Source organism: Ruegeria alba, assembly GCF_022321465.1.
In the GTDB taxonomy this organism is placed as follows: Bacteria; Pseudomonadota; Alphaproteobacteria; order Rhodobacterales; family Rhodobacteraceae; genus Ruegeria_B; species Ruegeria_B alba.
This window is the reverse complement of sequence record NZ_JAKOEM010000003.1, coordinates 116,505-128,873: the sequence shown is the minus strand read 5'-3', so window position 1 is coordinate 128,873 and position 12,369 is coordinate 116,505. Positions and strand designations below refer to the sequence as shown.

At 61.9% G+C, this 12,369-nt stretch carries 11 protein-coding genes; 3 read left to right on the top strand and 8 right to left on the bottom strand.

Annotation, left to right across the window (positions count from 1 at the left end; translation table 11 throughout):
* Window positions 1-54 precede the first annotated feature (54 nt).
* On the top strand, window positions 55-834 hold the full coding sequence (locus MB818_RS06255) for a gamma-glutamyl-gamma-aminobutyrate hydrolase family protein (RefSeq protein ID WP_238904443.1): 780 nt from the start codon (window positions 55-57) through the stop codon (window positions 832-834).
* Between the two features lie 163 nt (window positions 835-997).
* On the opposite strand, the gene MB818_RS06250 is transcribed toward MB818_RS06255, so the two are convergent.
* From MB818_RS06250 to dctP, 6 genes are all read right to left on the bottom strand, one after another.
* Window positions 998-1,408 (bottom strand): RidA family protein, encoded by a 411-nt coding sequence (locus MB818_RS06250; RefSeq protein WP_238904441.1) that lies wholly within the window; start codon window positions 1,406-1,408, stop codon window positions 998-1,000.
* A 27-nt stretch (window positions 1,409-1,435) separates the two neighbouring features.
* Window positions 1,436-2,779, bottom strand: a complete 1,344-nt coding sequence (locus tag MB818_RS06245) for an NAD(P)/FAD-dependent oxidoreductase (RefSeq protein ID WP_238904439.1) — start codon at window positions 2,777-2,779, stop codon at window positions 1,436-1,438.
* A gap of 27 nt (window positions 2,780-2,806) precedes the next feature.
* Entirely contained in the window at window positions 2,807-3,616 is an 810-nt protein-coding gene (locus MB818_RS06240) for a nitrilase-related carbon-nitrogen hydrolase (RefSeq protein ID WP_238904437.1), read from the bottom strand.
* 15 nt (window positions 3,617-3,631) lie between these two features.
* Window positions 3,632-4,936 (bottom strand): TRAP transporter large permease, encoded by a 1,305-nt coding sequence (locus tag MB818_RS06235; protein ID WP_234138921.1) that lies wholly within the window; start codon window positions 4,934-4,936, stop codon window positions 3,632-3,634.
* A gap of 3 nt (window positions 4,937-4,939) precedes the next feature.
* Complete coding sequence (locus MB818_RS06230) at window positions 4,940-5,458, bottom strand: TRAP transporter small permease (RefSeq protein WP_234143462.1); 519 nt, start codon at window positions 5,456-5,458, stop codon at window positions 4,940-4,942.
* A gap of 75 nt (window positions 5,459-5,533) precedes the next feature.
* Window positions 5,534-6,520: a TRAP transporter substrate-binding protein DctP gene (dctP, locus tag MB818_RS06225; RefSeq protein WP_234138923.1), complete on the bottom strand. Its 987-nt coding sequence runs from the start codon at window positions 6,518-6,520 to the stop codon at window positions 5,534-5,536.
* Between the two features lie 137 nt (window positions 6,521-6,657).
* Between dctP and MB818_RS06220 the strand changes: the two genes are divergently transcribed.
* Together MB818_RS06220 and MB818_RS22125 are read left to right on the top strand one after the other, a co-directional pair.
* Window positions 6,658-7,299, top strand: coding sequence for a TetR/AcrR family transcriptional regulator (locus tag MB818_RS06220; protein ID WP_234143464.1), 642 nt, complete (start codon window positions 6,658-6,660; stop codon window positions 7,297-7,299).
* A gap of 184 nt (window positions 7,300-7,483) precedes the next feature.
* On the top strand, window positions 7,484-7,813 hold the full coding sequence (locus MB818_RS22125; RefSeq protein WP_439653276.1) for a hypothetical protein: 330 nt from the start codon (window positions 7,484-7,486) through the stop codon (window positions 7,811-7,813).
* A 34-nt stretch (window positions 7,814-7,847) separates the two neighbouring features.
* Here MB818_RS22125 and MB818_RS06210 read toward each other — a convergent pair whose 3' ends face one another.
* The gene (locus MB818_RS06210) at window positions 7,848-9,926 is read right to left on the bottom strand and encodes a Hint domain-containing protein (protein WP_238904435.1); all 2,079 of its coding nucleotides are present in this window, start codon (window positions 9,924-9,926) and stop codon (window positions 7,848-7,850) included.
* Window positions 9,927-10,125: 199 nt separating this feature from the next.
* Window positions 10,126-12,366 (bottom strand): xanthine dehydrogenase family protein molybdopterin-binding subunit, encoded by a 2,241-nt coding sequence (locus tag MB818_RS06205; protein ID WP_238904433.1) that lies wholly within the window; start codon window positions 12,364-12,366, stop codon window positions 10,126-10,128.
* Window positions 12,367-12,369 lie beyond the last annotated feature (3 nt).

Genomic DNA, 12,369 nt, shown 5'->3' with positions numbered 1-12,369 from the left:
CGCTTGTGAGGCGCGGCTAGGCTGCGTCGAAAGGGGCAAGCGCAAGGGGACGGGATGACGCGGCCAGTCGTAGGGATCATCGGCAACTCGTATCTGCTGAACGATCAGTATCCGACCCATGCGGGCGGGACGATGAATTCGGACGCGGTGGCCAATGTCTCGGGCTGTCTGCCGCTGCTGATCCCGGCCGACCCGCGTTATGTCTCGGTTTCCGAACTGCTTGATGTCTGCGACGGGTTCCTGCTGACCGGCGGTCGCCCCAATGTTCATCCCGAGGAATATGGCGAGAGCGAAACCGCCGCGCATGGCGAATTCGACCGTGCCCGCGATGCCATCACCCTGCCGCTGGTGCGCGCCTGTGTCGAGCGGGGCCAGCCCTTTCTGGGCATCTGCCGCGGCTTTCAAGAGGTGAACGTGGCGATGGGCGGCACGCTCTACCCCGAGATCCGCGACCTGCCGGGCCGGATGAACCACCGGATGCCGCCGGATGGCACGCTGGAAGAGAAGTTCGCCCTGCGCCATATCGTCAGCGTGACCGAAGGCGGCGTGTTCCACCGTGTTTTCGGCGCCCGCGAGGTAATGACCAACACGCTGCACGGGCAGGGGATCAAGACCGCGGGTGCCCGCATCGAGATCGACGGTCATGCCCCGGACGGTACTCCCGAGGCGATCTATGTGCGCGACGCGCCGGGCTTTACCCTGTCGGTGCAATGGCATCCCGAATGGGACGCGGCCAGCGATCCGGTCTCGCGGCCGCTGTTCACCGCCTTCGGCGACGCCGTGCGCGCCTGGGCCGCGCGCGGAACCGGGCCCGTTTTGCAGAAAACGGGCTAGAGTTTTTCACCTGACGGCAACCCGCGCAACTGGAAGCCACCTGGCGGGCACATCGGGCGTTTGGTCGATACAAGGTTGTCCAACAACGGCTGCAAGCCCGCACCTGCTCCTGCAAATTGTCGTTCGGGGCGCGGAGCTGCCGTTTGCTGTTGGTGCGAACTGGTCACCGCGTATCTGAGGATGCGGACATTGTTGGACCATCAGTGCCAGCGGTTTCTGCGCCCGCCTGGATGTGAGCGATCGCTATAATCTCTACACGTACATCCGGGCTGGCCAGCGCGACTCCTGCTGTTGCTCTGGCTGGCGGGTTTTCCGAGTCTACCCAAGACTCCCAGACGATGTTCATCCCCGCAAAATCCGTCATGTCGCTCAGCCAGATCTGAACTGAGACGAGGTCGGACTTGGTGCCGCCCATCTCGGCCAAAAGCGCGTCAATCTTGCCCAGAGTTTCGGCAGTTTGGCCCATGATGTCGGTCGTCCGATCATCGGGAATCTGCCCGGCGAAGTATACCATGTCGCCCGCGCGCACGGCCTGACTCATGCGCGGACCAATCTTGTGACGGACTGCCTTCATTTCGTTTTCTTTCAGATTTGCCGAATCTCAGATTTCGGAGCGGCTTTCCCACTCGACCAGTTTCATGCGTCCGCTGACACCGAGCGAACGGAATGGATCCGGTGGAATCGTCGAAGGCCGGCCACTGACGGCGATGATGTCTTCGAGCGCCTGCGAGGATCTCCCGAGCGCGAGATCGACCAGAAGACGACCCGAGCTGGTGCCGCGCGTCATGCCGACACCATTGTAACAGTTCGCCGAATAGACCCCTGGAGCCATTTCGCCGAAGAATGTCGCATGGTTCCGCGACAGGCTGACGACCCCGCCCCAGCTCGAGCTGATCGGGACGTTGGCCAAGGCCGGGAACCGGTTGTCGAGCCCCTGCCGGTGCGCTTCGGCCACCTTGCCGAGGTCGCGCGAAGACGCCTTGTAGTTCGGGGCAAAGCCATAGTGGTTACGGATCAGGAGCCGCCCGTCCGATGTCATCCTGAGCGTGGTTCCACCCGCATCGGCCGGGGTCAGTCCCCAGTTCATCTTGCCGGTGTAGCGCTTGCGCTCGGCGGGAGTGAGCGCCCGCGTGATGCTTGCATAGGTGATCGTTGGCAGAATCCGGTCTTTCATATAGCCGAACTCCGGCGTGTAGGGGTCGGTCCCGAGAATGACCTTATTGGCCGAAACGGAGACTGTGCTCCCATCGGCCAAACGCAGCTCGGCCGCAAATCCCCCGGCCTTTTCCGAAAACTCGACGACTGCCGCATCGTCGCGCAGGGTCACGTTTTCCGGCAGCTGCCGCGCCAATCCTCTGACCAGCAGGAAAGGGTCCACCAGCACAGCGCCGGGGGTAAAGACGGCGCCAGCGTAGTATTCCGTTCCCATGATGGCAGCGCAACTTTGCCGGTCGAGAACCTCGTAAGGTTCGCCAATCTTGTCCAGCGCCGCGCAGAACTTGCGCATCATGCCCGTTCCGCGCTCACGTACCGCACCTTGCAGCTTGCCGACGGGCGACCAGTCGCAATCGATTCCCAAGCGCTCGGTCTGCTCCCCAAGCACCGAAATCGCGCTGCGGTTCAGAGCCATGATCTTGCGAAGCCTCGTGGCATCGGGGTGATCCAGGTCGAACTTGTGCGGCAGATCGAGAAGAAAACCAGAGTTTCGCCCCGATGCCCCCCAGCCGACCGGGCGCGCATCGACGAGCAGAATGCGGTCCTGTGGCACCAGTTCACCCAGACGATGCGCCGCGGACAGCCCGGTGATGCCAGCGCCAACGATGAGCCAGTCATAGTTGGCGCCGATCTCGGAAACTTCGTTGATGGGGACGATTTCATCTGCCGGGCGCCAGCCGGACGGTCGGTCAAGTGGCGGAATTACCGGAGTGTGGCTTGCATAGGCCATCGCGATGCTTTCTATCTAGCCGGGTGTTCAAGCGATCTTCGGGAACGGCGGTGTTGCGAGGTCAAACCGCTCTAGATCCTGCAAGAAGTCGAAGTCGGACTTGCGCAGATGAACGGCGGAGGTGTCGATTGTCGCCAACACCATGTCCTCCCGGCCGGACGCGCGGCAAAGGTGCTGTCCATCCGGGGCGCAGATCGAACTGGTTCCACTGAATTCTGAATTGGCTTCGTCGGCCGCGAAATCGCAATAGCCGATGAACATGGCGTTTTCATACGCCCGCGACGGCACGATGGCATCCGAGACAAAGCGCCACTTGGCCCGAAGCGCTGTCGGCACGAGCAAGAGTTCAGTTCCCAACAGCGCAGCCCGCCGCGCCAGTTCAGGGAATTCGATGTCATAGCAGATCAGGACCGAACAGCGGATGCCTTCAAAGTCGAACGCTTCCGGTCCGGCCCCCGGCGTGAAACAGTCCCTTTCGAAGTCGTTCGGCAACGCCACCTTGCGATAGTTGCTGATCAGGTGCCCGGCCCGGTCAAAGACGGCGGCGCTGTTATAGAGCGCGCAGCCGCTTTGTTCCGGGTATCCGAGAACCAGCCCGACGCGATGCCGTGCCGCAAGCTGTCCGGCAGCGCGTAGAAATTGCGATCCCTGGACCTGGGCCGTTGCTCGCACGGCGCCAGCAGAGCCATAGCCTGAAAGGTACAACTCTGGTGTGATCAGCATGCCGGCGCCTGCTGCTGCGGCACGCGACATTGCCAGATCTAGATCGGTGAGAGCGTCGTCAGCGGAACGAAACGCTGGGCGAGCTTGAAAAAGGGCAAGAGTGAGCAGTGGCATTTTGGTTCTCTGTTCTCAGTGCAAGCCCAACAGTCGCGGGACAAAAAGCGACAGCTCCGGGAAAAACGTAACCAGAAGCATCACGGGAAGTGCCACGTAGAAGATGATTTGCAAGGCTGGCTTGACCGCTTCATGAATAGAAACCTTGCCGATGCGGCAGGCCATGTAAAGGATCGGGGCGACCGGCGGGCTGTTGGCACCGATCACGACCGAACAGGCCACGATAGAGGCATAGTGGACCGGGTCGACGCCATGATGAACCATCAGGGGCATCATCAGCGGCGCGATCACCACGGTCACCGACAGGTCGTCCATGATCATTCCGACGAAGATCAGGAATGCGTTGACCAAGAGCAGGATCAGGATCTTGTTCTCTGTCAGGTGCGTGACGGCTTCGGTCAGTTCCTGCGGCACGCTTTCGGCCACCATGATGCGTCCGATCATGAAGGAAAACAGCAGGATAAGAATGATCGTGCCCGTCGTTTCGCCGGCCTCGACCAGGCTTTGACGGAAGCGCGACAAGGTAAGATCGCGGTAGATGAAGAAGCCGATCAGGATCGCCATGAACAAGGCAACCGCTGCGGCCTCGGTCGGGGTGAACACGCCGCCATAGATGCCGCCCAGAATGACCACCGGCATCATCAGGGCCGGAAGGGCCTGAAGCGTGGCACGCAGCGGGCCATGGGGTGATTTCTGTGCCGAAATCGCCGCCATGCGTTCGGGCGTGTCGACCAGCATGCGTGCGGTCACGATCTTGTTGAAGAGCATCAGGCCAAACATCAGCAGCAGACCTGGCACGATCGTCGCCGCGAAGAGGGCGGTGATGGACTGGCGCGTGACAACGCCGAAAAGGATGAGCGTGATCGACGGAGGGATCAGGATGCCCAGAAGCGAGGACACGCCAAGCAGGGCGCTGGTGTAACCGCGGGGATAGCCGCGAGCGGCCAGCGGATCGCCCATGATGGTGCCGATCGAGGCAACGGCGGCGGTCGCCGTTCCTGAAATCGCACCGAATACTCCGGAGGATCCGATCAGGGCTGCACCCAAGCCACCCTTGCGGCCCCGCATCGCCATGGACATGAAGCTGATCAGACGTGCGGCAACCCCGCCGCTTTGCATCAGATAGCCGGCCAGAACGAATAGCGGCAGCGCCAGCAGGATAACCGAGTCGAGCGACCGGAACCCCTGCAAAAGCAATGTCGACGTGCTGACATCATAGGCCCAAACCAGAAACATCAGGACGCCCGCGAAAGACCATGCAACCGGTACCCCGAAGATCATCAGGGCCATCAGAAGCAAGATACCAAAAAGAGCTTCCATGGTTCAGACCTCTCCTGTTTCTTGATCGGTTTTGCCAAAAACGGCAGCAGCGGCGAGGATGGCGTCCCGGACGGCATAGACAGCACAGAGTACGGCAGCGAGGACGACCGCAGACTGTGGAACGATGAGGGGAATGCTGAGAGCGGCGGTTGTTTGCGGCCGCTTGATCGACCAGGCGACCATGTCATTGGCCAGGCTCAGAAAGAACAGGCTTAGTACGACCATGATCACGGATACGGCAAAGGTGTGCAGGGCCTTGTGCTTTGGAGTTTTCAAAGACAGGGCAAGGAAATCGACCACCAGATGTTCATGGTTGCGGGCCGCGACGACGGCGCCGCACATGTAAAGCCACATTGCCGAAAGGGTGGCGAGCTCCAGCACGCCCACGACCGACCAGCCAAGCACGAAACGGGCGAGAACCAGAAACAGGATCAGCCCGGTGATCGCGAGACTTGTCACAATCACGATGAGGTTGAGAATGCCGATCAGCCCGGCATCGAGCTTTCTGAGAAGGTCGACCATGTCGCGTTTCTCCCGGTTCGCAGCATGTTTGATAGGAGGGCGGCCGGAACCGTCAGATCCCGGCCACGGTGCAGGTCAGTTCACCTGGGCGCGGATCAGGTCCATGATGTCTTTGCCGACATCGGGTTCCATTTGCGGCCAGACTTCGGCACGAACCTTCTCGGCGAGCGGCGCAATCTGCTCGTCCGTGAGTTCGAAATATTCCATGCCCGACTGGACGGCCAGATCAACATAATGCTGGTCTTCGTCACGGGCGGCCTTGAAACGCGCCTCCATGACGGCGACAGCGGCGTCTTCGATCAGCTTCTTGTGTTCGTCCGAGAGGCCCTCGTAGGTCTCGAGGTTGACCAGCAGGTTTCCGGTGACAAAGGTGTGTTTCGTGCGGACATAGTAGTCCAGCACGTCGCGGAAATATTCGTAGTCCCAGTAGATCACGTTGCCCGCGTCACCGTCGACCACACCGGTCTGGATCGAGGTGTATACTTCGCCCCAGTCGATCGCGGCGGTCTGGTAGCCCATCGATTCCAGAATCTGCGGAAAGGGGAACAGCGGCGGCGTCCGCACCTTGATGTTCGCGGCACCGGCGACATCGGTGGCATAGGCGCCGCGGGTTGCGACACCGCTGAAACCTTCGGGCCAGGCGCCGAAATACTTCAGCCCGATGTCGTTGAACACCGTGTTCAGCACGCCATTGGCCCAGCCGCCGGGCTTGTATGCGTCCAGCGCCTCTTCCCAAGAGGTGACCATGTAAGGGGTGTTCAGGATACCGATCCGCTTGTCATATGAGGTCGAAGGCCATGAAATCATGGCATTGACTTCGCCGGCGACGAACAGATCGAACACCTCAAGCTGGCCGCCGAGTTCATTCTGGTAGAAGATCTTGACGTCGATCTCACCGTTGGACCCTTCCTTCACGGCATTCGCCCAGGCGGCAAGAGCGACGCCCGACGGAGATTCGCGGTCCCCGGAATCGGTGGCAAACTTCAGTTCGATTTCCGCCGAGGCGGCCGTTGCGGCCAGCGCGGTTCCGAACACGACAGCCGAAAAAAAGCTTCGAAACATCTCAATCCTCCTTGTTGGGTTGTTCTACGGCGCTTCTACATAACAGGTGTTACGTATATTGCGTAACATGCGTTATGTCCTGTAGGTGAGTCAATAAATTTTTCCGGGCGCCCCCAGGTCCGGCAACAGGAGCTGGCATGGCGGAGCGAAAACCGAGGAAAGACAGGAACCTAGACAAGGCAAGCTGGATTGCGGCTGCGCGCAAGATGCTGATAGAAAAGGGCATCGCCGGTATCAGCCTGCGCCAACTTGCAGAAGAGTTGGGCGCAACAACCGGGGCCTTCTACTGGCAATTCGCCAATCTCGAAGAGCTTCTGGAAGACGTGCGGCAGGACTGGGCACAACGCAATACCGCACCGTTCACGAGAGCGATCGAGGCCGCAGGCGATGACGGTTGGGAGCAGTACCTCGCCTATGTGGGCGTGCTGCTGAAAGAGGAAGAATACATACCCCAATATGACAACGCGATCCGGGACTGGGCACATAGCTCAAAGCGAACGGCCGAAGTACTGAAAGAAATCGAGGCGCTCAGGATCCAGCAACTGCATCAGGTATTTCTGGCAATGGGATTCACTGGTCGGGCCGCACAGGTTCGAGCCTATGTCACCTATTTCCATCAGACCGGCTACAATGCGATGCAGGTGTCTGAGCCAAGGGAAGAGCGGCTATTGAACATTCCCTACTATGCCGAGGTCCTTGCCGACAGGGCCGACCTTCTTGACTTGCAGACAGCTGAGGCCGTTTCAGAACATTTTGCAGCCAGGGACAGCGAAACCTGAACGCCAGGCATTCAGGGGCGCAGCCCCATAGGAACGTCATTGGCTCGCCGCGCTTGTATGGCGCGCGACAGCACCCGAGCAATCCGCCCGCCAGAGGCACCAAGAAGTCCAGAGGTGCCAATACCTGTAGCTTGGCTGGTATCGTCAGGTTGTCGGTACTGTCGTTCGGTCATGGCGCCGAGCTTTGCTGAATCTGTCTGATCTCTCCAGCTTCATGGAATTCGGTTTCCCACGCTCGATTATCGGCCATGCAGTCCGGGCGAACCATCGGTTTGCGCTGAGCCCGCGTGAGGTTGAAGATTTGCTGGCCACAGGGCCTTTGACGCAAAGTCGATTTGTATGCCCTTGGCGCGTTGCCAACCTGCAAGTGCTGTTGCAACTTGCCGCCGGAGCGGATGGTTTCTCTCACGAGCGGCACCCGCACCCGCAGCAACGGCAACCACGGTCGGACGGCAGCTTCGGCCCGTTTGCGAAGCTGGCAGTGTGCTTGCTCTGCGCTTGGTTGCTGCTCTGATCGTTGTTTACCGGATTAGGCAGCGCATCACCGCTTACGCCGCCAGAATGCGCGCCTCATGCGCCTTGAGGCAGAGCCGCGCGGTATCGCCAAAGGCACCGGCGTGGCTGCGGAGTTCGGGGAACAGGTCGAAGACTTCCTGCCGGGACCGGTCGCTGAGTGCGTCCAGACCCTCGTCGCCGGGAAAGAAGCTCTCGGTCGCGGCATCGTTGGCATAGATCACCTCGTGCCGGTCCAGCATCAGATGCATATAGGTGACGTTGCCACCTTCGATCCGGCGTGCTGCCGGGCTGCTCAGCAGGTGGGTTGCGGCCACCAGAACCTCGCTCTCGCCGAAATACATCTGAGCCCGTGATCCCGTCCACAGCATCCGGTGCTGGGGCGACACCAGCAGGGGGGCGCTGGCGCCCTGCAACAGGGTCGGGTCCAGTTGGATCGGGGCGTGTTTGCCCTTGGCGGCCACGGCGCGGCTGCCGACCCAGCGCAGCGGTTGCAGGCCGTTGTCGCGGGTGACGATCAGGTCACCCGGACGCAGCGTTTCGATCGCGCGCGGGCCATGGGCGGTGGCGATCAGCGTTCCGGGAGTAAAGCAGATTATATTCTCGATGTTCGAAAAGGTGACCAGCGTGCCGTCGGTCAGTTCAACCGTGCCGGCCAGTTCGCCGGGCAGGTTGGTGGTCAGGTTCAGGGTGTTACGGTCGGCGACGCCTCCAAGGTCGAGCGTGTCGCCATTGATCTCGTTCTCCTCGTTCCCGATGATCGAGATGGTGCCGCTGCCCGCTTCGCCAAGCTCGGTGAGGATGAAAAGGTCATCGCCCGCACCGCCTTCGGCTGCGTCTCCCTGTGCGGCTTCGATGGTATCGTTGCCATCGCCGCCGAACACCTGATCGGCACCGGTATTGCCAAGCAGAAGATCGTCACCACCCTGGCCCGAAAGCGTGTCATCGCCGCTGCCGCCGTCGATCGTGTCGTTGCCGTCCTGTGGGACGCGCGTGTCGAAGTAGACGTCACTGACCCAAACGGCCTGAGTTCCGTTGAGTGTGTTTGAGTAGACGATCTCGATCGCTTGAACCGGTCCGGCAATCTCGACGAGGACGGACCCGGATTCGTCCAGGGCGCTGTCGGACTGGCTCCCGGCAGTAATCGTATTGCCCGAGACAGTGTCGGGGCTGGTGCCCGCGCCGGTAGGGGTAAGGGTGACGGCAACCGGATTGCCGTTGGCGTCATATGCATTGACCTCGAGAATATCGCGGTGATTGCGGTTGGCCCAGTCAATATCGTTGATGCGGAACATCACGTTCTCGACTTCGTTTTCGACATCGAAATCGGTACGGGCTGCAAACTCTATCCGGGTCGTCGAGGTTGCTCCGCGGCCTTGTCCGGCAAGATAGAGAGAAGAGAACTCGGACTGCGTCTCGCCGCTGCGGACATAGCTTTCTTCACCGGTATCGACCTCGAAAGCCGGGCTGTTATTACCATCATCGGTAAAACTGACCGACACGTTCATACGTCCGGTCGCCTGCGTGAAACCGGCCGAAAGGTCGGTGCCGTCGGTGCCTTCGGCGAACCAGTTCAGGGATTCGGTGCTGCCACCCTGACCGTCACCATACAGCAGGTCATCGCCGTCGCCGCCCTGGATGTCATCATCGCCGCTGCCACCATAGACGATATCGTTCCCGAGGCCCGCATCGACGGTGTCGTTCCCCTTGGAGGCAAAGACCTGATCGCCATTGCCGTCAGGGCCGGTACCCTCACCGCTGTCGACCGAGTTGCCGTTGTTATCGACATAAGTATCGTCGATCAGGTCGTCGTTGGTCGTGCCCTGAACCTTGTTGAAGGGCGAGAAATAGGGTGCTGCCACCGGCTCGGCGCTGGACAACGTGCCGACCGGGCCCAGATCGGGCACGAAGTACAGGTTTCCGTCCGTGGCCAGGTAATATTGGCCGGTTTCCAGTTCGTTGTTGTACGAGGTGCTGCCGACTGACCCCGTCCAGGCCCATTCGCCGGTGCCGATCAGTTGGGCGGTGGTGAAATTGACCAGCGCGCCGCCGATGCTGGCGGCAAGCGACAGGTCCTGATCGACTCCGAGCGTGACGAGATAGCCGCTGGGCATGGGTTCACCTCAATCGCGGCCTGGGACCGCCTGTTCCTTGTTCATGCTGCGGCTGGGTCGAAACCTTTGCCGTCATGGTCAGGAATAGAGAGGGGGCGTGGCAAATCCGGGGTCGGATTTTGTCCGATCTGGAAACAAATTTGGGTAAAATTGTGGTGAGTTTCGCCCGTATCCGACCGGATACGGGCGAGGTGCAGGGTCAGACCAGCAGGTTGAAATGCTCGGCAAAGGGCATGCTGCGCACACGTTTGCCGGTCAGATCGAACAAGGCATTGCCCAGGGCGGGCATCGCGGGGGGCGTGCCGGGTTCGCCCGCGCCCCCCATATGGCGGTTTGTTTCCAGAACGCGAACCTCGACCTGCGGCGTGTTGTGCATGCGCAGGGCGTCGTAATCGGGGAAATTGCCCTGTTCGACCGCGCCACCGGCAAAGGTGATCTTGCCATGGGCCGCCGCCGACAGGCCATAGACCATGCCGCCGAACATCTGCGCCTTGACCGTTTCGGGGTCGAGCGCCAGACCGATATCGCAGGCGATCCAGGCGCGCGCGATGCGGATGGTGCCGTCTTCGTCGACCACTTCGATCACCTGCGCGACCGAGGTGCCGAAACTATAGGTAAAGGCAACGCCGCGTCCGACACCCTCGGGTGTCTTGCCGGTCCAGCCCGACATCTCGCGCACCGCCTCCAGGCACCCGGCCGAGGGCGCGTGTTCGGCGCGCATCAGTTCCAGCCGGAACTCCAGCGGGTCGCGCCCGGCCGCATGGGCCATTTCGTCGACAAAGGTCTCGTGGAAAAACCCGTTATGGCTGTTACCGACCGAACGCCAGAAGCCGACGGGAACCGCCAGTTCGGCGATATGGCCGCTGATCCGGTAATTGGGTACCGCATAGGGTTGGTTGAAGAACCCCTCGACCAGCACCTTGTCGGGGCCGGCGCCGGGCATCCCCGTGACCCGCTGCATCGCCTGGCGCGAGGGCGATTGCGTGGCCAGTCGCCCGTCGATCATCACTGCCTTGCCATCCTTGACCGCGCCGCGCATCCGGGCCAGCGCGCCGGGGCGGTAGAAATCGTGGCGCATGTCCTCTTCACGGCTCCAGGTGGTCTGCACCGGCACGCCGGGCAAGGCCATCGCGACGCGGGTGGCGATCACGCCGAAATCGAACTCGGCCCGGCGGCCAAAACCGCCACCCAGATAGGTGGTGTGCACCTCGACCGCCTCGGTCTCGAGGCCCGCGGTCTCGGCGATCTTGCTCTGGATGATCGTCGGCGCCTGGTTGCCGCCCCAGAACTCCACCCGGTCGCCGGTGTAAAGCGCGGTGCCGTTCATCGGCTCCATCGTGGCATGGGCCAGGTAGGGGGCGCTGTACTCGGCCTCGATCACCGTCGCGCCCTCGGGCAGGGTGGTGACATCGCCGTCGTCGCGCATGGTCGAGTTGGGGCTGTCGTCAAAGGCGCGGGCAATCTGAGCAAAGATGGCGTCGGTTTCGGGCGGATAGGGCGCCGCTTCCCACTCGACCGCGATCGCCTCGACCGCCTGCATCGCCAGCCAGGTGTTGGAGGCGATGACCGCCACACCGGTGCCCAGATCGACCACCTGTTCCACCCCGGGCATGGCGCGGGCGGCGCTGTCGTCAAAACCTTTCATGCCGCCGCCCAGATTGGGGTTCATCCGCACGCTGGCGAATTTCATCCCCGGCAGTCGCACATCGACCCCGAATTCGGCGGTGCCTGTGGATTTGGCCACCATGTCGAGCCGGGGCAGGGTGCGGCCCAGATAGCGCCATTCCGACGGGTCGCGCAGCGGCGCCTCGACCGGGTCCAGCTTGGCCGCGTCCTCTGCCAGCTCGGGATAGGGGATGCGACTGCCATCGGGGGCGATCACCGCGCCCGCCTCGGTCCGCAAGGTATCGCGCGCCACGCCCAGCCGGTTGGCAGCGGCCTGTTTAAGGGTCTCGCGGGCGCTGGCGCCGGCCTCGCGCATCCGCACGAACCCGTCCTTCATCGAGGTCGAACCGCCGGTCACCTGAAGGCTCAGCACCTTGCCGATCACCCCCAGCGCCTCGCCCAGGCTGTGTTGGAAATTCGAGGTGTCATAACCCTTGCCGGGCAGGGCGTCGCCCATCAGGGCGCTGTTGTAATAGGCCGCTGCCGCCGGGCCGTGCAGCACCCGCACCTGATCGGGGATCACGTCCAGCTCTTCGGCGATCAGCGCGGCCCAGGTGGTCATCACCCCCTGACCCATCTCGGCGCGCGGGGCAAACAGCGTGACGCCTTGCTGGTCGATCAGCACAAAGGGGTTGAGCGCCGCCTCGCCCAGGCCGGGCTTCAACGGGTTGGGGGCAGGGCGCGAGACGTAATAGGCGCCAAAAGCCACGCCGCCGATGATGGCGGCGGAACCGATCAGAAAGGTACGGCGAACGATCTTGCCAATGCGGGCCATGGA

Excerpts from the sequence above, each read along its gene's own strand:
- MB818_RS06205 (WP_238904433.1), bottom strand. The coding sequence starts at position 12,366 with ATGGCCCGCATTGGCAAGATCGTTCGCCGTACCTTTCTGATCGGTTCC.
- MB818_RS06220 (WP_234143464.1), top strand. The coding sequence starts at position 6,658 with ATGGCGGAGCGAAAACCGAGGAAAGACAGGAACCTAGACAAGGCAAGC.
- MB818_RS06240 (WP_238904437.1), bottom strand. The coding sequence starts at position 3,616 with ATGCCACTGCTCACTCTTGCCCTTTTTCAAGCTCGCCCAGCGTTTCGT.
- dctP (WP_234138923.1), bottom strand. The coding sequence starts at position 6,520 with ATGTTTCGAAGCTTTTTTTCGGCTGTCGTGTTCGGAACCGCGCTGGCC.
- MB818_RS06245 (WP_238904439.1), bottom strand. The coding sequence starts at position 2,779 with ATGGCCTATGCAAGCCACACTCCGGTAATTCCGCCACTTGACCGACCG.
- MB818_RS06210 (WP_238904435.1), bottom strand. The coding sequence starts at position 9,926 with ATGCCCAGCGGCTATCTCGTCACGCTCGGAGTCGATCAGGACCTGTCG.
- MB818_RS06235 (WP_234138921.1), bottom strand. The coding sequence starts at position 4,936 with ATGGAAGCTCTTTTTGGTATCTTGCTTCTGATGGCCCTGATGATCTTC.
- MB818_RS06230 (WP_234143462.1), bottom strand. The coding sequence starts at position 5,458 with ATGGTCGACCTTCTCAGAAAGCTCGATGCCGGGCTGATCGGCATTCTC.
- MB818_RS06250 (WP_238904441.1), bottom strand. The coding sequence starts at position 1,408 with ATGAAGGCAGTCCGTCACAAGATTGGTCCGCGCATGAGTCAGGCCGTG.
- MB818_RS06255 (WP_238904443.1), top strand. The coding sequence starts at position 55 with ATGACGCGGCCAGTCGTAGGGATCATCGGCAACTCGTATCTGCTGAAC.